At 41.2% G+C, this 22,474-nt stretch carries 22 protein-coding genes; 18 read left to right on the forward strand and 4 right to left on the reverse strand.

Features of this window, described 5'->3' with window-relative positions; translation table 11 throughout:
* Positions 1 to 19: 19 nt before the first annotated feature.
* Positions 20 to 2,113: a transcriptional regulator NosR gene (gene nosR / locus H3302_RS19015; RefSeq protein ID WP_259369933.1), complete on the reverse strand. Its 2,094-nt coding sequence runs from the start codon at positions 2,111 to 2,113 to the stop codon at positions 20 to 22.
* Between the two features lie 1,087 nt (positions 2,114 to 3,200).
* On the opposite strand from nosR, the gene H3302_RS19020 reads away from it, so the two are divergent.
* On the forward strand, positions 3,201 to 4,802 hold the full coding sequence (locus H3302_RS19020) for an amidase (protein WP_182396520.1): 1,602 nt from the start codon (positions 3,201 to 3,203) through the stop codon (positions 4,800 to 4,802).
* A 56-nt stretch (positions 4,803 to 4,858) separates the two neighbouring features.
* Here H3302_RS19020 and H3302_RS19025 read toward each other — a convergent pair whose 3' ends face one another.
* Complete coding sequence (locus tag H3302_RS19025) at positions 4,859 to 7,930, reverse strand: efflux RND transporter permease subunit (RefSeq protein ID WP_182396521.1); 3,072 nt, start codon at positions 7,928 to 7,930, stop codon at positions 4,859 to 4,861.
* Positions 7,930 to 9,015: an efflux RND transporter periplasmic adaptor subunit gene (locus tag H3302_RS19030; protein WP_036972034.1), complete on the reverse strand. Its 1,086-nt coding sequence runs from the start codon at positions 9,013 to 9,015 to the stop codon at positions 7,930 to 7,932. Before H3302_RS19030 ends, H3302_RS19025 begins: the two co-directional genes overlap by 1 nt.
* 117 nt (positions 9,016 to 9,132) lie before the next feature.
* Here H3302_RS19030 and H3302_RS19035 point away from each other — a divergent pair, with 117 nt between their 5' ends.
* Positions 9,133 to 10,044 (forward strand): LysR family transcriptional regulator, encoded by a 912-nt coding sequence (locus H3302_RS19035; RefSeq protein WP_036972033.1) that lies wholly within the window; start codon positions 9,133 to 9,135, stop codon positions 10,042 to 10,044.
* Positions 10,028 to 10,336 (forward strand): MGMT family protein, encoded by a 309-nt coding sequence (locus tag H3302_RS19040; protein WP_036972032.1) that lies wholly within the window; start codon positions 10,028 to 10,030, stop codon positions 10,334 to 10,336. The genes H3302_RS19035 and H3302_RS19040 overlap by 17 nt, the downstream gene beginning before the upstream one ends.
* Positions 10,337 to 10,370: 34 nt before the next feature.
* On the opposite strand, the gene trhA is transcribed toward H3302_RS19040, so the two are convergent.
* Positions 10,371 to 11,000: a PAQR family membrane homeostasis protein TrhA gene (trhA, locus tag H3302_RS19045; protein ID WP_036972031.1), complete on the reverse strand. Its 630-nt coding sequence runs from the start codon at positions 10,998 to 11,000 to the stop codon at positions 10,371 to 10,373.
* A 258-nt stretch (positions 11,001 to 11,258) separates the two neighbouring features.
* Here trhA and H3302_RS19050 point away from each other — a divergent pair, with 258 nt between their 5' ends.
* The 15 genes from H3302_RS19050 to H3302_RS19120 all read left to right on the forward strand — a co-directional run bounded on the left by H3302_RS19050 (position 11,259) and on the right by H3302_RS19120 (position 22,455).
* On the forward strand, positions 11,259 to 11,537 hold the full coding sequence (locus H3302_RS19050) for a hypothetical protein (protein ID WP_051501856.1): 279 nt from the start codon (positions 11,259 to 11,261) through the stop codon (positions 11,535 to 11,537).
* 219 nt (positions 11,538 to 11,756) lie between these two features.
* Entirely contained in the window at positions 11,757 to 12,335 is a 579-nt protein-coding gene (locus H3302_RS19055) for an LON peptidase substrate-binding domain-containing protein (protein WP_182396522.1), read from the forward strand.
* Between the two features lie 62 nt (positions 12,336 to 12,397).
* A complete protein-coding gene (locus H3302_RS19060; RefSeq protein ID WP_036972027.1) occupies positions 12,398 to 13,021 on the forward strand; it encodes a sigma-70 family RNA polymerase sigma factor in 624 nt (207 codons plus the stop codon).
* Positions 13,014 to 13,664 carry a ChrR family anti-sigma-E factor gene (locus H3302_RS19065; RefSeq protein ID WP_036972025.1) on the forward strand — a complete coding sequence of 217 codons (651 nt, stop codon included), beginning with the start codon at positions 13,014 to 13,016 and terminating at the stop codon, positions 13,662 to 13,664. Before H3302_RS19060 ends, H3302_RS19065 begins: the two co-directional genes overlap by 8 nt.
* A 10-nt stretch (positions 13,665 to 13,674) precedes the next feature.
* Complete coding sequence (locus H3302_RS19070) at positions 13,675 to 14,628, forward strand: DUF523 and DUF1722 domain-containing protein (RefSeq protein WP_036972023.1); 954 nt, start codon at positions 13,675 to 13,677, stop codon at positions 14,626 to 14,628.
* On the forward strand, positions 14,628 to 16,019 hold the full coding sequence (phrB, locus tag H3302_RS19075; RefSeq protein ID WP_182396523.1) for a deoxyribodipyrimidine photo-lyase: 1,392 nt from the start codon (positions 14,628 to 14,630) through the stop codon (positions 16,017 to 16,019). Before H3302_RS19070 ends, phrB begins: the two co-directional genes overlap by 1 nt.
* Position 16,020: 1 nt before the next feature.
* The gene (locus H3302_RS19080) at positions 16,021 to 16,449 is read left to right on the forward strand and encodes a nuclear transport factor 2 family protein (protein ID WP_036972020.1); all 429 of its coding nucleotides are present in this window, start codon (positions 16,021 to 16,023) and stop codon (positions 16,447 to 16,449) included.
* The gene (locus tag H3302_RS19085) at positions 16,449 to 17,159 is read left to right on the forward strand and encodes an SDR family NAD(P)-dependent oxidoreductase (RefSeq protein ID WP_182396524.1); all 711 of its coding nucleotides are present in this window, start codon (positions 16,449 to 16,451) and stop codon (positions 17,157 to 17,159) included. Before H3302_RS19080 ends, H3302_RS19085 begins: the two co-directional genes overlap by 1 nt.
* Positions 17,156 to 18,412, forward strand: a complete 1,257-nt coding sequence (locus tag H3302_RS19090) for an NAD(P)/FAD-dependent oxidoreductase (RefSeq protein WP_182396525.1) — start codon at positions 17,156 to 17,158, stop codon at positions 18,410 to 18,412. Before H3302_RS19085 ends, H3302_RS19090 begins: the two co-directional genes overlap by 4 nt.
* Positions 18,405 to 19,145, forward strand: a complete 741-nt coding sequence (locus tag H3302_RS19095) for a DUF1365 domain-containing protein (protein ID WP_182396526.1) — start codon at positions 18,405 to 18,407, stop codon at positions 19,143 to 19,145. Before H3302_RS19090 ends, H3302_RS19095 begins: the two co-directional genes overlap by 8 nt.
* Positions 19,146 to 19,159: 14 nt before the next feature.
* On the forward strand, positions 19,160 to 20,422 hold the full coding sequence (locus tag H3302_RS19100) for a cyclopropane-fatty-acyl-phospholipid synthase family protein (protein WP_182396527.1): 1,263 nt from the start codon (positions 19,160 to 19,162) through the stop codon (positions 20,420 to 20,422).
* Positions 20,400 to 20,894, forward strand: a complete 495-nt coding sequence (locus tag H3302_RS19105; RefSeq protein WP_182396528.1) for a DUF2878 domain-containing protein — start codon at positions 20,400 to 20,402, stop codon at positions 20,892 to 20,894. Before H3302_RS19100 ends, H3302_RS19105 begins: the two co-directional genes overlap by 23 nt.
* Positions 20,895 to 20,950: 56 nt before the next feature.
* Entirely contained in the window at positions 20,951 to 21,448 is a 498-nt protein-coding gene (locus H3302_RS19110; protein WP_182396529.1) for a chalcone isomerase family protein, read from the forward strand.
* Entirely contained in the window at positions 21,441 to 21,974 is a 534-nt protein-coding gene (locus H3302_RS19115; RefSeq protein WP_182396530.1) for a DUF3833 domain-containing protein, read from the forward strand. The genes H3302_RS19110 and H3302_RS19115 overlap by 8 nt, the downstream gene beginning before the upstream one ends.
* A gap of 205 nt (positions 21,975 to 22,179) precedes the next feature.
* The gene (locus H3302_RS19120; RefSeq protein ID WP_036972004.1) at positions 22,180 to 22,455 is read left to right on the forward strand and encodes an HU family DNA-binding protein; all 276 of its coding nucleotides are present in this window, start codon (positions 22,180 to 22,182) and stop codon (positions 22,453 to 22,455) included.
* Positions 22,456 to 22,474: the final 19 nt, after the last annotated feature.

Genomic DNA, 22,474 nt, shown 5'->3' on the forward strand with positions numbered 1-22,474 from the left:
TGCTTTGTGATGGGCGTAGTTAGCTAACGTCCACCGTGGGTATTTCTTTTTCCTGAAATTTATTCTTCTTCCTGGCAAGTTTCTTTAGTGGTGGACATTTCTGTTCATTAAAATAGGTGACTTGACAGTCAAGACAGTAGTGACACTCGCGCATATTGATTGAACCATCAGGGTGAATAGCTTGTATTTCGCATTCTTTAGCGCAGGTTTTACATGGCTGACCACACTCAGGCCGACGTTTCAACCAACTAAACAAGCGTAAATTAGAGCCCACAGAGAGCGCTGCGCCTAATGGGCATAAGTAGCGACAAAAGAATTTTCGGTTAAATAAATTAATTACCAGCAAAGACACGGCATACAACACAAATGGCCATTGTCTATCAAACTTGAGTAAGAAGGTGGTTTTAAATGGTTCAACTTCAGCCATTTGCTCTGCAACAGCCATAGAGTCAAGAGACATGCCGAATAAAGCCAGTAAAATAAGGTACTTAATGGCCCATAAACGTTCATGCACTGCAAAAGGGGGCTCTATTTGCGGCAGCTTCACATAGCGTGCAAATACATTTAGTAGCTCTTGCAAAGCGCCAAATGGACATAACCATCCACAGTATACGGCGCGCCCGAACATCATAATGGTCACCGCAGCAGCACACCAAAGAATGAAAATAACGGGGTCGAGTAAAAATAAATCCCACGAAAAATCAGACATCAGTGCTTGTAAAAAAGTGAATACGTTCACTACAGAGAGTTGTCCGCCCCAGCTCCAGCCGATAAACACCACCACCACGATAAGGAATATGTGTCGGAAATTGTGTAAAAAGGTTGGGTGACGCACCAGAATATCCTGAAATATTAAGGTAGCGCCTAATAGAAGCATGAGGAACAGCAGAATAATCACTTCCACTTGCTTGTCTTGCCATACTTGTTGCGTCAGTGATAATTCAGCTTCGGGTTCAGGCATAGCGGGGCGACTGACATATTTATCTAAAGTATGATAATCGCCTTTAAAACTCGTGAATGTGCTGTCAATAGCGCCCATTTGACGGCGTACTAATAGCTCTAATTGCCAATCGGCTCCGGGGTTAAACTCATCGTGAGCGCGTGCGATAAAAATAGACATTTCTTTGAATTTGGGTGCGCCTGTGGCATAAATATCAGTGACGCGAAAGTGGTCTAAATCGTGGAACGAAATGGTATCGCCATTTTGCAAAAGTTGAATACGGTCAAAAATACCGCCACGAACGTAGCCTGAGCCTTTAAAAGAATAGCCATTTCCTAGCACAATAAAGGCATGCTCACCGGGGGCTAATTGCGCCATAAGCCATTGGTACTCACTCTCACCAAGTAAGTTTATGCCTATGTGAGGAATATTAGCTTGCGCGTAATAAAGCTCAGCGAACATAGCGCTTTTTTGTTCAGGAGCAGCTGCATCAATGTGTTCTGCTTCTGTGCCTACAAACGCCTCATCAACGGCCTCTCGACTTAGGTGCAAGCGGCGAATAGACCCGTCACCCGTTAACGCCTGCCAACTTGCTGGTTGATAAACATCGTGCTTTATAGTGGCCATTGGTAAGCGATTTAAAGCTTCAAGATCAATTATGTTTAAACGTGCGGCGATTTTTTTTGCTGACTTAGTTACCGCATCATTCATGACCATGACAGTGACTGTGGCACCAGAAAGTCCATCAATGTTGACTATATTATCTGAGCTGCTGCCTCCTACTTTAAGGCGATCGCTAACATGTAAGCCCGTGTATTGATCAGTAAACTCCCATAGTTTTGATTCTGGGATACCCGTTAAAATAATCGGCTCGTGATGCTCTAATACTTTCACCCCTAAATAATTACCTTGGGGGTCAATGGCAACGAGCATATTCACTGGCTCGCCCGAATAAGCTGGAATTTTGGCAATATCATTGGTTTCAAAAGCGTAGCCCAGTACGTTTTTGTCTTGATAAACGACCCATGCGAAAGGCGCACTTTCGTCGTTAGATATCCGCTGTTTTTCACCAATATGTGTCGCTTGAGGAAAAATTTCCTCAATGAATGGCATGGGATCTTTTGGTGGGCTTACAAACACCGCCTCGCAGGGTAATGTAAGTATAAATAACATCATCGCGCAGAGGTACAAAAGCCAGGTTGATTTTATATTCATAACAGCACCAACAATTCCTTATAAATGGCTTTATTTAGGAAAGTTATATTGTTTTATTTTTTTCATTAATAACCTTACTCTTCTTTACAATGATTTTAGTGACCTTGATCAATTTTTGACTAGATAACATTTAACTACATGTGTTTTTTCGAGTGGGGTTAATGTGTTACAGAAAATTTAATAATTAATTTAAGTATAAATTTTAGAGAGATGATATACCTAGTAAGGAGTACCTAAATAAGGGTAGTGTAAGGAGTATTTTTTAGTACGTTAGGGTTAGTCTTGATTTTATAAATAAACTGGTAAAGAAGGATTAATCGGTTTTTAAATTTGTTTTTTTATTCATGTCTTTGTATTTTTAATTACATGTAAATAGCGGTTGAATGGTTTTTATTATTTATTTAAATGCAATACTTTGGTGTGTTTAACCCTATTTATGGCGTTTTTTATTGGTGGAAAAATCACTGTTTAAGTGTGTTTAAAATACATTCACACATACCATGTATATACATTTTTAGGTAATTAAATACAGTCGTACCGCATGACTAAAAAGGGGGTGGTGATGAACACCAAAAAGCGGTTTATTTCACCATCAGCCATGCTCTTTAACAGCCTGCGGCTCAGATAATCTGCTTGAATAATAAGAAACGGCATGCCTTGGCGGCAGTGATTACAAAATAGCGCCTGTTTAATCAATACCACTGGCTATAGACTCAATTTTCTTCGTGAGAATATTTAACGTGATGGCTATGAGTAAGCGCTGATTGAAAATGCTGCTTTGTAACTGACGCAATTGACGTTAAATTAAAAGATAAGCAGTGCATGCCCAATATCGCTGATTTGGCTAAAACACTCATTTAGCACCGTGTACCTTCGTCGGGCTAGACTATTAAACAGTATGGGTATTTGGTGCTGGTAATGGGCAAGAGAACGCTCAGTGTTTAATCCATTGTGTAGTAAAGAAATAGCAATTTTTGATAAAAGTATGGGTAAATACCGATTTTAAAATAACAATCAACAACACTCTATAAAACAGGAACGACAAATGTATACAGGAATTAGTCAGGTTATTCGTGCTTTACCTGCATTCGCATTAAGTGTTTTTTTAGCCGCTTTATGCTTTACAGTTAACGTGTCTGCAAAAGAAAATACCCCACTCTCTGAACAAAGAAATCAACAACTAAAAAACCTTGTTCAACAAAGTACAATCCCGCAATTAATTCAGGCAATGAAAGAAAAACAGCTCACAGCAACTGAATTAACACAGTTTTTTATTCAGCAAATAGATGAGCTCAATCCTCAATTAAATGCTGTGGTTGCAATGAACCCCGATGCTATAAGCATAGCTATGCAACTTGATGAAGCGCTTAGTCATGGTAAGTTACGCGGCCCTTTGCATGGCATACCAATTTTAGTAAAAGATAATATCGAAACTGAGACTATGCCTACAACGGCAGGCTCGTTAGCATTAAAAGATAATTTTACGCACAGAGATGCGCCAATTATTGCCAAACTTAAACGTGCAGGGGCTATTATTTTAGGCAAAACAAATTTAAGTGAATGGGCCAATATGCGCTCTGAACGTTCATCGTCTGGGTGGAGTGCGATTGGGGGGCAAACGCGTAATCCCCATGATTTAAATCGTTCTACGTGCGGGTCTAGTTCAGGCTCTGGTGCTGCTGTTGCCGCCTTTTTAAGTGTTGCTGCGATTGGAACTGAAACAAATGGCTCTATTACGTGTCCGTCTTCTGCAAATGGTATTGTGGGTATAAAGCCCACGGTAGGTTTATTGAGCCGCCATGGCATTGTGCCTATTTCTCATACGCAAGATACAGCGGGGCCTATGACACGCTCGGTAATTGACGCGGCCATTTTACTGTCAGTTATGCAAGGTTTTGATGAAAAAGATCCCGCAACAAACATCGCAAAAGGGCACCTTAATTATGACTATACGCCAGAGCAAAGTGCCATCTCATTAAAAGGCAAGCGTTTAGGTGTACTGTATGCTGCGCCACTTGCTCATGAGCAAGTTGAGTCACTTTTTAACCAGACTAAACAGATGCTCGAACAAGAAGGTGCTTTATTAGTTGAGGGGTTATCGACAGAGCCATATGATCATTTTTATCAAGATAGTTATGATGTTTTACTCTATGAGTTTAAAGCGACTTTAAATGACTACCTTGCTCAACTGCCAAACGAATATAAATCGCTGACACTAGAAAAGTTGATCCAGTTTAATCAAGCTCACGCTACTAAGGAGATGCCTTACTTTCAACAAGAAATATTTGAAAAGTCGCAGCAAAAAGCAACGTTAACCGACCAGAAGTATCTAACAGCATTACAAAAAGTGCATCAAGCAACCAGAGCAGATGGCTTAGATAAAATGCTTAAAGAACACAATCTTGATGCAATTATTACTGTGACTTTAACACCCGCGTGGTCAATAGACCGTATCAATGGGGATCACTTCACGGGCAGCTTTTCTACTTATCCGGCTGTATCTGGCTACCCTCATTTAACGCTGCCTATGGGTAAAGTGCATCATATGCCCGTTGGACTTTCTATTACGGGTGGTGCGTTGAGTGAAAAAGAGTTGATTGCAATTGCGCATCGGTTAGAGCAATTGATTGGATACAAATACAATTAATTTTTAGTGCCTCCCCTGAAAATATCCTTTCAGGGGAGGCACAAATACAAGAGTACTTAATTGCTGTGGCGTTGTTTAGGTACTTTAATTTTAAACAACAGTGTATAAAGCACTGGCACGACAATAAGCGTCAGTACTGTCGCAAAACCAAGCCCAAACATGATTGTGACCGCCATTGATTGGAAGAATACGTCAAATAAAAGTGGGATCATTCCTAAAATAGTCGTGATTGCTGCCATAGCGACTGGGCGCACACGACTAACGCCTGAATCGAACACGGCTTGATAAGGCTCTTTTCCGCTATCGAGTTCGAGGTTAATTTGATCCACTAATACGATGCCGTTTTTAATCAACATGCCGCTTAAGCTCAGTAAACCAAGCAGTGCCATAAAGCTAAACGCTGCATTCATTAATAACAAACCTGCCGATACACCAATGATTGCCAGAGGCACTGTGGCCCAAATAACCAGTGGTTTTTTAACTGAGTTAAACAGCAATACAGTAATTGCAAACATTGCCAAGTAACCAAGCGGTAATGAGCCAAAAATTGCTTTTTGTGCTTTGCTTGCTGATTCAAACTCACCGCCCCATTGCAACTCATAGCCGTGTGGCAGGTCAATCGCTTCAATATCTTTGCGGACACGGGCAAACAGCTTCGCAGGTGTTTCATCACCAATCACATCATGGTCTGCCATGACAGTGATAGTGCGTTTTCGGTCACGGCGCATAATTAAACTGTCTTCCCATTCAACAACAAAGTCATCAACTACTTGCGTAACTGGCACAAAGACTCCCAATACAGGGCTGTATATTTGTAAGTCGCGCAGGCTTTCGACATTTAACCGCTCTTCTGCAGGCGAGCGTGCAATAATGGGCAGCATTTGCGTGCCGTCTTTATACACGCCGACCTGTTTACCCGATAAGCTTGTTAATAAAAGCTGATCAAGATCAGACTTAGCAATCCCTAAACGGCGTGCTTTTTGTTCGTTGAACTGCGGACGAATAAGTTTAGAGCGAGCACGCCAATCATCACGAATATTAAAGGCACCAGCGTCTTGATGAAGAATGTCTTTTGCTTGCTTAGCGAGCTGACGAAGTACGACAGGATCAGCGCCTGAAAAGCGCGCTTCAATTTTTGCATCGGTCGATGGCCCAATTTCCATGCGTTTAACTTTAAGCTGCGCATCGAGAACATGTTCATGTTGGTAGTCGCGCACTTTTTTGATCATGGCTGTCACGGCCTCACGATCTTGTACACGAATAATCAACTGTCCATAAGCTGGGTATGACTTTTCTGGCGCGTATGTCAGCATAAAGCGAGGAGCACCTTGGCCAACCGTGGTGGTCACTTCTTCAACGAGAGGATCGGCTTGTAGAAACGCTTCAAGTTTTGCTACCCCGTCCATCGTGGTATGAATATCGGCACCTTGAGTATGCCAGTAATCGACATAAAACATGGGGGTGTTCGAGGCCGGAAAGAATGATTGCTTAATAAACTTAAAGCCAAATACCGCACTAACGAGCATGCTCACCATGAGCAATAAGGTGGTTTTACGGTAACGCATTGCGCAATGCAAAACACCTTTATACACATTGAAGATGATACCTTGATAAGGGTCTTCATCGTGGTGAGGCTGTTTTTCCGTAGCTTGTTTAAACATTAAGTCAGCAAAGAAAGGCGTGAGTGTAATTGCCGTAATCCAACTGAGTAATAACGAAATAAACAACACCCAAAATAAGCTACCTGCAAACTCACCACTGGCATCCGAGCTTAAACCAATTGGGGCAAATGCAGTAACCGCAATCACGGTTGCACCCAATAACGGCCATTTAGTTTGATCAACAATATTGGTTGCAGCTTGTAGTTTAGTTTGCCCGCGCTTTAAATTAATAAGAATACCTTCGGTAACAACAATCGCGTTATCAACCAGCATACCGAGCGCAATGATCAGAGCGCCGAGCGAAATCCGCTGCAAATCAATGGCAAATAGCTTCATAAAGATAAAGGTGCCGAGTACGGTTAGGAGTAAAATGACACCTATTAGTACACCGCTTTTAAAGCCCATAAATACCAGCAACACCACAATGACGATAGCAACGGCTTCAAGTAAGCTAATAATAAAACCACTGACTGACTTTTCGACTTCTGCTGGCTGATTATAAACACTATTAATCTCTATACCGTGTGGGCGTTGGTATTCTAACGAAGCTAAATGCGCGTCTATTTTAGCGCCCACATCAACCACGTTTACACCTGTGCTGAACGACACGCCTACAAGGAGTGCTTGCTGCTGATTAAAGCGAATAATGTTATTTGGTACTTCTGCGTACTCTCTAAATACCGTTGCAACATCACCTAAATATATAAGCTCGTTTTCACCCGGCTTTGAAATTAATAGGTTTTCAAGCTCTTTAACGTCTTTAAATTCACCGGTGGGGTGTAAACGAATTGATTCATCGCCAACCCGTACTTTCCCCGCGTTAGAAACACTATTTTGGGTTTGCAAAAGCTGGTAAATACGGTCTGGCGAAATACCTAATTGTGCTAATTTTCGGGTTGAAATTTCAACCATTACCTGTGCTTGTTGCTCACCGCCAACGGTTACTTTGCTTACGCCATCAACCAGCACTAACTCACGCTTTAAATAATCAACGTAGTCTTTTAACTCATCATACGAATAGCCATCACCTGTCACGGCATACATCACACCGTAAACATCACCAAAATCATCCATAATTTTACTTGGGTAAACACCCGAAGGCATTGCTGCGGCTTGGTCGTTAATTTTACGGCGCAATTCATCCCAAATTTGGCGAAGGTCTTGTTTGCGGTAATTACTTTTCATCTCAACGGTAATTTGTGATTTACCGGGCGACGAAATACTGGTGACATAATCAACATAGGGTAATTGTTGAATTGCATTTTCAATTGGAAAAGTAACTTCTTCTTCAACTTGTTGTGGTGAGGCACCTGGGTACAGAGTGATCACCATTGCTTTTTTCAAAGTGAACTCAGGGTCTTCAAGTTGCCCTAAACCAAAATAAGCCACGGTGCCGCCTATTAGCAAAAACAGTGCGAACATCCAGCTTATAACTTTTCGCTCAATAGCAAGTGCAGCAAAGCTCATTATAAGCCTCGCTCTTTTTGCCATGGACGTACTTTCATGCCTTCCTCTAAGGAATGCACACCTGCAGCAACCACCATTTGACCTTGCTCAATACCTGAAAGCACTTCAATACCGTTGCGGTGTAATTGGCCCACTTTAACCGCTTTTTTGTGAACTAAACCGGTGTTTTCGTCATACAGCCATACATAGCTATTATTTTTTTCAGACTCTGTAGGCTCTGAAAACACTGCCTCAACAGGCAGCAGAATATACGCTGATTGTGAGTGGGTGATTTTGCTTAAATCAATATCAACACGGCCTGTCATTCCCGCAAGAAGATTAAAGTCTTCAGGCACTGGCAGCGAAAACACCACTTTGTATGTAAGGGTGGTTGGGTCAGCTTGGGTGTCAAATTCTTTTACGGTGAGTTGGTACGACTTGTCTGGGTAGCCATCAAAAATAACATCAGGTTGGTAGTCAACGTCTTTATCAATGCGTGCAATGAGTTTTTCAGGCACTTGGATAACCACATCCATTAAGTCGCGGGTTTCAAGACGTAATATGTTTTGCTTTGCTTGGATATTTTCAAAGTTCTTCACAAAAACTTTTGCCACAGTCCCCGCAAAAGGAGCGCGAAGTTCACTGTTATCTAAATTGGTTTTTGCAATTTTTAAAGCAGACTCTGCCACTTGCTTATTTGCCAGTGCTTGGTCTAGCTCTGCTTGGCTTGCGATGGAGCGATCAAATAGCTTTTGAACGCGTTCAAGTTGCGAGTCAGCAAGCTCAAAACGTGCTTTTCGCTCTTCGTACTGAAGCTGAAAATCTTCTGGATCAAGTTTGGCAAGAAGTTGGCCTTTTTCAACATGTTGGCCAGCAAGTGCAGGAAACTCAAGTAATTCACCATTGACCCTAAAGGCCAAGTAAGACCCTTGGTTGGCAACGACTTCTGCAGGAAAACTACGAATAGCCTGATCTGACTGACTGTTGGTATTGAAAAGTTTAACAGGGCGTATGACCGGCTCAGCGTTGCTTTGCGCAGTTTGCTCTGTACATGCCGCAAGTGACCATAATACAGTGGTGAATAACACGGCGGATGCCAATCTCATTGTCTTCTCCATAGATATGAAAGCATAAATTTGCTGCAGGATACGCTGCAAAGATATAAAATAAAAATTATTAAATTTTAGAAACATCATTAATTTTATTAATAGGGTTTGCGGTTAATGAATTTAAATCAATTAATTATTTTAGATGCTATCGTGCAAAGCTCTAGTTTGAGCCAAGCGGCGGTAAAGCTTCATAAAACACAACCCGCCCTTACAATTGCCATCAAGAAGCTAGAGTCTGAACTAGGCTTTGAGTTATTAGACCGTGCACACTACCGATTACATTTGACTGAAAAAGGGCGTATTTTTTATCGAGAGGCGCGTCAGTTGCTTAATGCTAACAGTGAGTTAAGTTCGTTAGCTAAAGAGCTTGCACTCGGTAATGAAGCTAATTACCGAATTTGTTACGAGCAGCTGTGCCATCAACATAGTTATAACCAAGTCATTAGCCACACTTTCAAGCGCTTTTCGAGCACCGAGTTTAGTATTTCGTCTGGTAAACGCTTTGTTTCGCTAGAGCAAGTAAATAGCCATCAAGCAGATTTAGGAATTGGCCCATGGTTTGATTTGTTTCATGCGACGGGTGATCTAGAAAGTTTACCCATTGGTAAATTTGACATTGGCATTGTAAGTGCGCCAAGTGTCGTGCCAGCGGAAATTAGCTTTGCCGACATTCAAAATTACCCGTGTCTGGCAATGTTTGAGAGTGACTTAAGTTTTGATAGCGACAGACTCTCTTATACGCTAGGGTCTGCCTTGATGAAAATTGATGATATAACCAGTGTTAAATCGTTTTTGCTTTCTGGGGCAGGGTGGGCAATGATTAGTTTACAGCACTGTCAAAGTGAAATAGAAGCAGGTCTTTTACAGCAAATAAAAATTACAGATCGAGAGCATCAATTTGGCGCAGAAATTCGCGTATTTAGACAGCACTCCGTGCACCATGGCCCGGTTGCGAGGGCTATTTGGCAGGCATTTAGTGAAGTAAGTAAACAGTATTTGGATTCAATTCGTGCAACAAGCAACTAAAGAAGAACTTATTTATACGGTTATAGCCTCTATTCCAGAGGGAAAAGTAGCCAGCTACGGGCAGGTAGCTGGTCTTGCTGGTTATCCTAATAATGCAAGACTGGTGGGACGATTATTAAAAATGATGCCAAGCGATTCTAAAATTCCATGGCATCGGGTGGTCAATAGTCAGGGCAAAATATCCTTTCCTGAAGGCACACCTAAACATTGTGAGCAACGTCAAAAACTGATAATAGAGGGTGTCACCTTTAACAAGTCAAAAATTAATATGCGTATACATCAATGGGACTAAGCCACTACGCCCGCTATAAATTTATAAACCCGCCTCAATACACGTATAAACTAATAGATAGGTAGTGACATACGCAGCCGATAAGTACAAATACATGCCATATAGCGTGACTGTAATGTCGCGTTTTAGCGCTGTAAAAGAAAGTTCCCAAGCTATAAGCAATGCCGCCTGCGAGTAACCACCACAACGCACTTGGGTCAAGATTCAAATATAAAGGGTAAACAAGAGCAAGTGCAAACCAACCCATCAATAAGTATGTTGTGAGCGATATTTTTTTATTGGTATGCTTTACAAGCAACTTATAAATTACCCCGCCAATGGCTAAAGACCAAATAAACACTAATGCGGCCACTGCCCACGCGCCCGACAACGAAATAACTAAATAAGGCGTGTAGGTACCCGCAATCAGTAAGTAAATTGCACAGTGGTCACACTTTTTATAAATAGCACGCAGGCGCTCTTTTGTACTTGCGTGGTAGAGCGTTGAGGCTAAAAAAAGTACCAATAAGCTTGAGCCATACACAACAGCACTCACGGTGGCTGACATTGCGTTTGATTGTGACACTAAGTCCCACAGTACATACACAGAAAATAGGACACCTAAGCCATGTGTGAGCACATTAAGTTGTTCTTCTTGGCGTGAATAAGGAAGCGCAGTTGTCATAGACCATCTAATAAAAATGAATTAAAAAACAATTTCAGTGTACAAGTGTACGCTGAATTTATCAACGCTTATTTTTTCACTAAAAGTTGGTTAAAAAAATAAATTTTATTGGTTTTATTAACCAATGCTGAATAAGTGTAAAAATAAATTATCTATAAAATTTATTTAAAAACAAGTTCTTATAAATTATTTTCATGGTGGCACAACCTTTGATTATGTAATTACGACTAATTACTTAAAGAGACAAGGAATATCATTATGAATAACTCACTAAAACTTACGACTGCTGCGTTACTTGTATTAGGGTCTGCTCAAGCAAGTGCTACTGACTTTGAATTAGACATAAGTAACACCATCACACAAACCATTAAGAGCTATGTTCAACAAGCAAGTATAGAGCTTAAGCAAAGTGTGAATAAAAGCATTGAGTTTGATGCTCAAAAATTACTTGAAAGTTACATGGGTGATGCGGACACCGCTTCAAAAGAAGCCGTAACGTTGGCTGCAAAAACATCTGAAGTAACTAACAAGCAGTAAGGAGGCAGGACAATGAGTAGTGAAATCAGCTTATTTTTACTAATGGTTGCACCTGTGTTGAGTTTACTCAGTGCGTATGCATCAATCGAGTTATTTCGTAATGTTGCACAATGGTTCAACTTTTAGGATAGGAAATAGAATTAAGATTTCATGAAATATTGATCGGCGGACTAAAAGCGCACGTAACTAAAGGCATGTGGTTTTTTGATAGTAGACTTTATGAAGCGTGCGATTTTTCCTTTACCGGTTTTTATTTTACCTGAAGGGTACACAAAGCTAAGAATCTTTGAACAGCGTTACTTAACCATGGTAAAAGAAGCTGTTAAAGACAACACCGGATTTGTGCTTTGCACATACCAACACGACACAGAGCTTAATCTGCCTGAGTTCGGTTGTATGATGCAAATAACCGATTTTAATCAAGATGATAGCGGGCAGTTACTCATTGATGTGTATGCAGAGCATGCCGTGTCTATCAATCAACCATTTTATGATAAACAAGAACTTCGTCATGCTGATGTTGAGCGCGTGTCGAAACCGAGCTGGTATGTAAAATCAGTCGTCACCGATGAAAACTTATTGCTAAGTCATACGCTGCAAGCTGTATTTGCGAATCAACCTGATTTAGCTGCACTTTATAAAGCCCCTCAATTTGATAACCTTGCGTGGGTTGCTGCGCGTTGGCTCGAAATATTACCCATTTCACTAGTTAAAAAACAACAACTTGCTTTTAAATCTAACTTTGAAAATTTGCTAAGTTTCCTCCATACTTTGATTAATACCGAATTTACTGATTAATGTGATCTGTTTGTTGTCGCTCTGCGTAATGTACGTAACGACAATAATTGGATGACACTAAAATGGTAAGTCAACAACTTCAAACAGGTTGTAAACCTAACACAGGTCAATTCACTGCCATGCCAGATACACCAAGCAAAGAGCTTGCAGATGCATTATTTGCAGTTGCAACGCACCGCGATAAACGGGCGTTTGCGCTGTTGTTCCAATATTTTTCGCCAAAAATAAAGCGCTTTGGAATTAAACAATTTGGCTCTGAAGCGCAAGCGATGGAGCTTGTGCAAGAAACGCTTACTTCAGTTTGGCGCAAGGCACATCTCTATCACAAGGACAAAGGGGCCGCAACGACATGGGTTTATACCGTGATGCGCAATGCTTCTTTCGACATGCTAAGAAAAATGAAAAGCAGTAGAGAAGAGTGTATCAGCGAAGATATTTGGCCACTTATTGATGAAGCGACTCCGGGTCAACACGAATTTAGCGACCATTTAGAAGACAAACAAATTAAGCAGTACCTTAACAAGCTGCCTCAGGCGCAACGTGAAGTTGTACGTGGGGTGTATTTTCAAGATATGTCGCAAGAACAACTTGCAGAGCATTTAAATATTCCCGTAGGTACAGTGAAGTCTCGTCTTCGCTTGGCCTTGCAGAAGTTACGCAACGAAATGGGAGACCAACATGATTAAGCACCATCCTTCTAACGACATTCTCATGCAGTTCAGCGAAGGCAATTTGCCAGCATCGTTGAGTATCGCTGTCGCTATTCATGTTGAAATGTGCCCTGTGTGTAAAAAAGAGATTGCAGCACTCGAAGCCAAACAGGCTGATAATGTATTTGCAGGATTTGATGCTGATAGTGAAGATTCATTTGATGCAGGCTTATTCGATGCAATTACGGCAGACGATGCAATCGACGAAATTTACGAGCAAGCCCCCATTACGGTTGATGTTAAAGACAAAACTTACACATTGCCTCGCGCCTTAACACGTATTGGTCACAGTAACTTTATGCAACTTGGTAAGTTGGCGCGCTCACGCATTGACATAGACGACGGTGCTTTAAGAGCCAGTCTTTTACATATTGATGCAGGGGGTGAAATTCCAGAGCACACACATACTGGATTTGAGCTAACCTTACTACTAGAGGGTGAGTTTAGTGATGAAGAAGGCAGTTACGTACCTGGAGATTTTATGATGCTTGATGGGCGTCATAATCATACGCCTAAAACGGCGCAAGGGTGCTTATGTTTTACGGTGGTGAGCAGTGCTCTACACTTTAACAAGGGTATCAGCAAATTACTTAATCCAATTGGTAATTTGATTTATTAGTAGGAACTTTATGCTGCAATCGACAATAAAAATAGGTATTAGTGCTTGCTTAGCAGGCGATAAAGTGCGTTTTGATAGTGGTCACAAAAAATCAAACTTTTGCATGGATGAGTTAGCTAATCATGTCGAGTATAAAAAGTTTTGCCCTGAAGTCGCGGTTGGTTTGCCAATACCGCGACCGACCATTCGCCAAGTGCGTGTTGGTGACACGATAAAAGTATGTCGACCAGATGGCACGGGCGATGTTGGCCCTAAACTGACCGAGTATGGTAAGCGCGTGGCAACAGAACAAACTGCTGAGTTAAGCGGTTTTGTGTTTTGTGCTAAAAGCCCAAGCTGTGGCATGGAACGGATTAAAATTTACAATGAAGCGGGTACCGGAAATACTTCTGAGGGCGTTGGTTTTTTTGCTGAGCAAATTATGGCTCACAACCCGCTACTACCCTGTGAAGAAAACGGTCGCTTAAACGATATGCACCTGCGTGAAAACTTTGTCATGCGGGTCTACACCTACAAACATTGGCAAACGCTTAATGAGCAACCCATTACCGTGCACCGTTTAACGCAGTTTCATGCGCAATATAAATATTTGCTGATGGCTCATAATTACGAGGCGTATCGAAACTTGGGTAACTTACTGGGCACATTTGATGGCGAAGATATTAATGCGCTCGCGAATGAGTACATTTTGGGACTAATGACCGCATTAAAGAAACCTGCTTCGCGAAAAAATAATGCCAATACCTTAATGCACTTGCAGGGGTATTTTAAAAAGTCGCTCACTAAAATTGAAAAGCAAGAGCTTCGCGATGCGATTGATGAGTATCGAAAAGGACTTGTTCCTTTGTACGTACCGCTTACCTTAATTAAGCACCATCTAAAAATACATCCCAATGAATACCTTGCAAAGCAAGTCTATTTTGACCCTTACCCGAACGAACTGAAATTACGCTACGGAATTTAATGAAGACATTATTTTGGTTTAGGCGCGATTTGCGCCTTTTTAATAACGACGCTTTATATCGCGCTATCGACAATGGATGCCAAGATGCGGTGTTTTTTATAACCGAAAAACAATGGCAACAACATGATGTAGCACCTATTCAGATTGATTTATTAAAGCGCCGTTTAGCATTTTTAGGGCAACTTTTAGCAGACAAAGGCATTACATTACACCTTATTGATGCACACGATTATTCGGGGTGTGTTGATAAGCTCTCAGCGTTTTGCCAACAGCATTCTATTGAAAATGTTTATGCAAATAATGAATACGAACTCAATGAAGTTGAACGAGATAATGCATTTTTAGCTAAAGCTGATGCGCTAAATGTACATTTTTACAGCTATGATGGTGATGTTATTGCCCCCCCAGGCAGTATTAAAAACCAAAGTGGCGAGATGTTTAAAGTGTTCACACCTTTCAAAAATGCGTGGTTAAAGCAGTTTCAAGATACGCATTTTTATTTTGCCGAGCCGCCTAATATGCCACCTGCAGTTCAGTGGCAAGAAAATGAATTATTAACCTCTGACGGCAGCTCCGAAAAATGGCCGGTTGATGATGAAACGCTAAGCCATGTATGTGCACGCTTTATCGACGAAAAGCTTGGTACGTATCAGGAACAACGTGATATCCCAAGTATTAAAGGCACCTCTGGTTTAAGCCCTTATTTAGCGCTGGGTATTATTAGTGTTCATCAGTTGCTGGCGCTCATTCAGCAGCGTCATCCCGATGTATTGAAAAATGCTAAAAGTAATCTGTTTTGCTGGGTAAACGAGTTGATTTGGCGCGAGTTCTATCGTCACCTGATTGCGATTTATCCAAGTTTGAGTAAATACGCCAACTTCAACGATAAATACGATGCGGTAGCATGGCGCGACGACGAACATGATTTTAATGCGTGGTGTGAAGGTAAAACCGGCTATCCGCTTGTGGATGCAGCAATGCGACAATTATTGCAAACCGGCTGGATGCATAACCGGTTGCGTATGGTGGTTGCTAGTTTCTTAACTAAGCACCTCCTTATTGATTGGCGCAAAGGCGAACGCTTTTTTATGAAACACTTGATTGATGGCGATCTGGCGTCAAACAATGGTGGGTGGCAATGGGCTGCTAGCACAGGGTGTGATGCACAACCTTATTTTCGTATTTTTAATCCAATTACCCAAAGCGAGCGCTTTGATCCAGATGGTGAGTTTATCCGTAAATATCTACCAGAGTTGGAAAAAATACCTGCGAAACACATTCACTTCCCACATGACTACTTAGCTAAACAGGGAAGTAAAAGCAGTTATTGGTCTCCAATAGTTGATCATAAAGCGGCGCGAGAGCGTGCGTTGAACGCGTTTAAGGTGTGATATGGACAAGGCGACCCTTGACAGATTTATTAATGTTTATCAAACACTCAATAAAGACAATTTGCATCTGCTTGATGAAATCTACCATCAAGATATCCAGTTTTCAGACCCCCTTCATGCAGTGGATGGTTTAGCTGCTTTACACGGCTATTTTAAAAATTTGTACGCTAATGTTATTTCCTGTGAATTTAACATCACTGATGTCGAGCACACGACCAACAAAGCCTTTATTTATTGGACAATGTTTTACCGTCATCCAAAATTAAACAAAGGTAAAAAAATAGCGGTGGAAGGGCACAGTCGGCTCGTTTTTTCTAACGAAAAAATTATCCAACATCGCGATTATTTCGATGCGGGTGCCTTACTGTACAGACACATTCCGTTACTTGGTTCAGCAGTTCGTTTCATTGATAAAAGAGCGAGTGCATAATGACAACACTAATTACAGGCGCGACATCTGGCATAGGTGAAGCGCTTGCGTATAAATACGCAGATGCTGGCGAGCAGGTTATAGCCTGTGGTCGTAACACCGACAAGCTTGCTAAATTAAGTGCCCACAGCAACATTGAACGTTGTGAGTTTGATGCCACAAATTTGCAAGACATCCGTTCAAGCACCGTGGCCTACACACAATTTGATCGCGTTATATTAAACGCAGGAAATTGTGAATATATTGATGATGCGCGTAATTTCGACAGTGCATTATTTACCCGCGTTGTAACAACAAACTTATTAAGCATGGGCTACTGCTTAGAGGCCTTGCTGCCAAAAATTAAGCCGGGTGGCCAGTTGGTCATTGTCAGTTCAAGCGTTACATATTTACCCTTGCCACGAAGCCAAGCCTATGGCGCCTCTAAGGCGGGAGTCAGTTATTTGGCCAACAGCCTTGCTGTTGATTTAAATGATGTCGACGTGACCTTGGTTCATCCCGGATTTGTGAAAACGCCTTTAACAGATAAAAACGACTTTCCTATGCCCATGGCGGTTAGCGCAGAAAAAGCAGCTAATTACATATACAAAGGGGTTGAAAAACGACGTAAGGAAGTGCATTTCCCTTATCGATTTACCCTCATTTTAAAATTATTACGAATGCTTCCTACGCCATTATGGCTGAAGCTTGCAAAAGGATTATCACGTTGAAAAAAGTGGCCGTAATTGGGTCGGGTATAGCTGGTTTAAGCTGTGCGCACCTACTTCATAAACATTATGATGTAACAGTGTTCGAAAAAAATGACTATATAGGCGGTCACACTGCCACAATTGATGTCAACGTTGACGGTGTTGATTATGCCGTTGATACAGGCTTTATTGTGTTCAATGATAGAACCTATCCATACTTTGAAAAATTGCTCGACCGATTGGGTGTGCAACGACAAAAAACGCAAATGAGTTTTAGTGTGCATAACGAACAAACGGGCTTTGAATACAATGGTCACACTTTTTTTAGTTTATTTGCACAAAAGCGAAATATCTTTCGCCCTAAGTTTTGGAAACTACTCAAAGACATCGTGCGTTTTAATGATGTGTGTAAGGCGTTACATGCAGAGCAAAATTATCAACCTAACCAAACGCTAGGCGAGTTTTTAGATGAGCATGATTTTAACGAATTTTTTCGTTACCACTATATCCTGCCAATGGGAGCTGCAATTTGGTCGACCAGTATTAAAGAAATGACCAAAGTGGGAACGGAGTTCTTCGTTAAGTTCTTTTATAACCATGGCCTTTTAGATATTACCAACCGCCCTCAGTGGTATGTTATTCCGGGAGGGTCTCGTGAATACATCAAGCCAATGATTAAAGGTTTTGCAGACAAAATTCGTCTTAACAGTAATATTAGTTCTGTATCGCGTGGTGAAGAGTGTGCCCATGTTCATTTTGATGACGGTCACAGCGAAACGTTTGATAAAGTTGTTTTTGCGTGTCACTCAGACCAAGCTTTAAAACTCTTGTTAGACCCAACTGAGGATGAAAACGCGGTACTTTCTGCGATTCCATACACAGCGAATTCGGTGGTATTGCATACCGATACCTCTTTGCTTCCTAAACGTAAGGCTGCCTGGGCAAGTTGGAATTATTTGCTTAATAACAACACAGACAAAGCTGCAGTGGTTACTTACCAAATGAATATTTTGCAAGGAATTGAAAGTAAACCACAATTCTGTGTGACCTTGAACCACTTAGAGGGAATTAACAAAGATAAGATCTTACGCGAATTTATCTATCACCATCCTGTTTTTAACAAAGAATCTATTGCTGCCCAGCAGAAAAAAGCGCTGATAGATGGCCATAAAAACAGCTATTTCTGCGGTGCCTATTGGTACAATGGTTTTCATGAAGATGGTGTAAGAAGCGCCGTGAATGTTGCTAAACAACTCGGAGTTGAGTTTGAATAGTGCTATTTACATTGGTGATGTTCGACATCGGCGTTTTGCAGTAAAAGAGCATCACTTTAAATACCCGCTCTACATGATGTGGGTCGATTTAGCCAAGCCAGAGGAGCTGAATAATATTCATCCTTGGCTTGGTTGTAATGGCTTTAAACTATTAAAGTTTAAACAAAGCGATTATTTTAACTATCAAACCAACATGCAGTTATCATTGCAGCAACGCGCACTGGATAAGCTTGCGGAACTGGGGGTTAACACAACGTTTAGCCATGTTTATATGCTGGGGCAAATGCGCTGTTTTGGCATTTACTTCAGCCCCGTAAATTTTTTCTTTTATCAAACCCCCGATGGCAATTTTACACACATGCTTGCAGAAGTGAGTAACACGCCGTGGAATGAACGTCATTATTATGTCGTACCTTTAGAAAAAAAAGTGAACTTTAAAAAGGTTTTCTCCGTATCACCTTTCATGAACTTAGATATGAACTATCATTGGAATGTCAGACTTAATTCTGATAACGCTATTATTCATATTGAAAATAAAAAAGACGACACTCTTTTGTTTGATGCAACACTTCGTTTGCAAAGGCAAGCCCTGACTAAAGAGCAGGTTAGTGCCGTGCTGAAACAGTTTCCAGCGATGACGTTGAGTATTTTTAAAGGTATTTACATTCATGCGCTGAAACTATTTTGCAAACGTGTGCCCTTTATTGGTCACTCAGGCAAGCAAGAGAATTAAAATTAGGTGATGTGATGGAAAAAGTATCAAATTTAACGCAATCCTCTACAACAGGTTGGTTGTCAAAAATTTATAAGAAACTGGTGACAGGTGCGTTCAGCAGTATCGACATAGGCTGCATCACATTAATTGATGGCAACGAGTGCGAACAGTTTGGTAATCCACACAGTTCGCTCAGTGTTACGGTGACAGTAAATGACGCCGCAATGTATAAAATGTTTGCCATGTCGGGCAGTGTGGGGGCTGGTGAAGCGTATATTTTAGGGTATTGGGATTGTGATAACTTAACGCAACTCATCGAAATATTTGCCCTCAACCAAGACAAACTAGACGCTTTTGAAAAAAAATTCGCTTTTTTAAGTGGTATTGCTCACCGAGTCAACCACTTAAAAAACAAAAACTCTGCATCGGGTTCTAAAAAGAACATCGCAGCGCATTACGATTTAGGCAATGATTTATATAGCGCATTTTTAAGTGACGAAATGCTTTATTCATGCGCTGTGTATCCATCGAAAGCAGCGACGCTAGAACAAGCACAAACACACAAACTCGCTCTTATATGTGAGCAAGTCGACTTGCAACCTGGCGATAAGGTCATTGAGATTGGAACGGGGTGGGGGGCATTTGCTATCTATGCTGCAACGCATTTTGATTGCCATGTCACAACCACCACTATTTCTGATGAGCAGCATGATTATGTTGCTGAAAAAATAAAAGAATTAAATTTAGAGCACAAAATAACGTTGCTTAAACACGATTATCGACTCCTTGAGGGCCGCTACGATAAGCTTGTCTCTATTGAGATGATTGAAGCTGTGGGTCACGAGTATTTGCCTGGCTTTTTTGCGAAGTGTCAGTCACTGTTAAAAGCTAATGGGGCAATGCTAATACAAGCAATCACAATTGCGGATCAACGCTATAGCCATTACTTAAAGAACTCAGATTTTATACAGCAGTATATTTTCCCCGGCGGTTGTTTGCCATGCTTAGATGAAATGAACAAGCAAATTAAACAGCAAACTGACATGGTTGTTCACAGTGTTAAAGACATTGGGGTGCATTACGCCAGAACGTTGGCTGACTGGCGTGAACGCTTTGTGGCAAGCTGGCCTGAAATCGATAAAGTAAAATTTGATCAACGCTTCTATCGTTTGTGGCTATTTTATTTGGCTTATTGCGAAGGCGCGTTCAGAACGCGTTCGATTAGCACGGTTCATTTGGTTGCGCGTCGACCTCGTTTTGTTCACTCAGGCGATGACATTGCGCTCAATTATTAATTTCGTGTTGTTTCAGGGAGTGTGGTTTATGGCCTTACTCCTTGAGCAACAAGCCATTATTCCAGCTTTAGGCGTTGTTGGATTGATGATCTATCTTTCCGAGCAACGCAAGCAAGACCTTTTGCTTCTAGTGTGTGGCCTGCCCCTTGCGTTAGGCTTTGAATGGCTTGCGACATCCTTAAATTTACTGAGTTTTAAAGTCTACCCCTTTCCATTTTGGCTGGTACTCCTTTGGGGAGCATTGCTTTTAACTATCAATACTTCAATGCAGTTTCTGCAAAAGCTTCCATGGTATTTAGGGTGGCTTGTATGCGCTCTTTTTGCACCGGGTAGCTATTATGCAGGGGCGCGTTTTGGTGTTTTAAACATCGATATATCGCTTTGGATGTTCTGGTTGTGTTATGGCATTAGTTGGGCCTCGATGTTCATGGCAATTATTGTCATAAACAAACGCTATTTAACCTCAAAATGATCACTTAGCCCCTGTGATGCGTAGTGTCTAAAAGATATGTTTTAAGGTATAGAACAATGAAATACAGACTCGCATTACTCCTATTTTCCTCACTGGTATTAATGACAAACGCTAACGCTACGGGTTTTAAAACCGTAGGCCAAGCAAAAATGGAATACTTGTTTTGGGATGTGTATGACGCAAAACTAGAAACGCCCACAGGACACTATGTTTTTGGCCAGCACCCAACCAAACTCACCTTAACGTATCTGCGCGATTTTTCGGCAAAAGATATTGTTAAAGCCACTAATGAGCAATGGCAGCATTTGGGCTTTGATGAAATGGTTGGTGCCTTTGATACTCAATTACTTGATTTATGGCCAGATATAAAAGAAAACGATTCCTTGTCATTTGAAACAAACCAACAGGGAATTGGAACTTTTTACTTCAACAACGAAAAACTTGGTGCTATTGAAGATGAAAGGTTTGCCGATATTTTTTTAGCAATTTGGCTTAGTGCCGACACAACAGAGCCTTCACTTAGAAAACAGCTTATAGGAGGGAAACATGATTAAGCTCAAAGCAATGTTCATTTCAGCTATGGTATTTTTAGTCGCGAGTTGTTCAGCCCCTGATGTTGATTATTATAAAGGGACAGAGCCAGAATTTAACTTTAAACGTTTCTTCAGTGGTGAACTCAAAGCGTACGGCGTTGTTCAAGACCACAAGGGCGAGTTAACGCGTAAGTTAGTTGTTGATATGCAAGCAAGCTGGCAAGGCAGCCAAGGGGTGATTGATGAGCAGTTTGTTTATGACGATGGGGAAACGCAAACTCGCACTTGGTATATCACTCTAAATGATGACGGGAGTATTTCAGGTACCGCTTCAGATGTAGTGGGTGAAGCGAAAGGGGATAGTAACGGCAGTGTGTTTCATTGGACTTACTCGGTAGAACTTCCTTATAACGATAGTACTTTAGTTGTAAACTTCGATGATTGGATGTACTTGGTAACACAATCGCGCTTGATTAACCGTACCGCTATTGATAAGTTTGGTGTCGAGGTTGGGGAAGTAACCTTGGTTATCGAGAAAATCGAATGATCGTTTAGCTGTCATAAAACCTTTTGGAAGATGGTTAAATTCAGTCTTTATTAATCCTGATGTCACTAAGTTAGTGATAGACAGTTAAAATGTAGCCATTTTTGAATAATTTACGTAAAAATAGCAATTTGCTGTTGCTAACTTTTCAAAAATGCATAAAGATAGGTTTTGCGAAGGCAAAATAATAACGAATAGGAATCTAACAATGAATAAAGCTCAATTAGTTGAAAAAATCGCTACTGATGCAGAAATCTCAAAAGCGGCAGCAACGCGTGCACTAGATGCATTCACTGGCGCAGTTACTAACTCTCTTAAAGAAGGTAACTCAGTAGCATTAGTTGGTTTCGGCACATTCTCGGTAAAAGAGCGTGCAGCGCGTACTGGCCGTAACCCACAAACTGGTGCAGAAATCCAAATCGCAGCAGCAACTATCCCAAGCTTTAAAGCGGGTAAAGGTCTTAAAGACCAAGTTAATCCTTAATAAGAATAAGTACTTATTA

Source organism: Pseudoalteromonas sp. MT33b, assembly GCF_014117385.1.
Taxonomy (GTDB): Bacteria; Pseudomonadota; Gammaproteobacteria; order Enterobacterales; family Alteromonadaceae; genus Pseudoalteromonas; species Pseudoalteromonas lipolytica.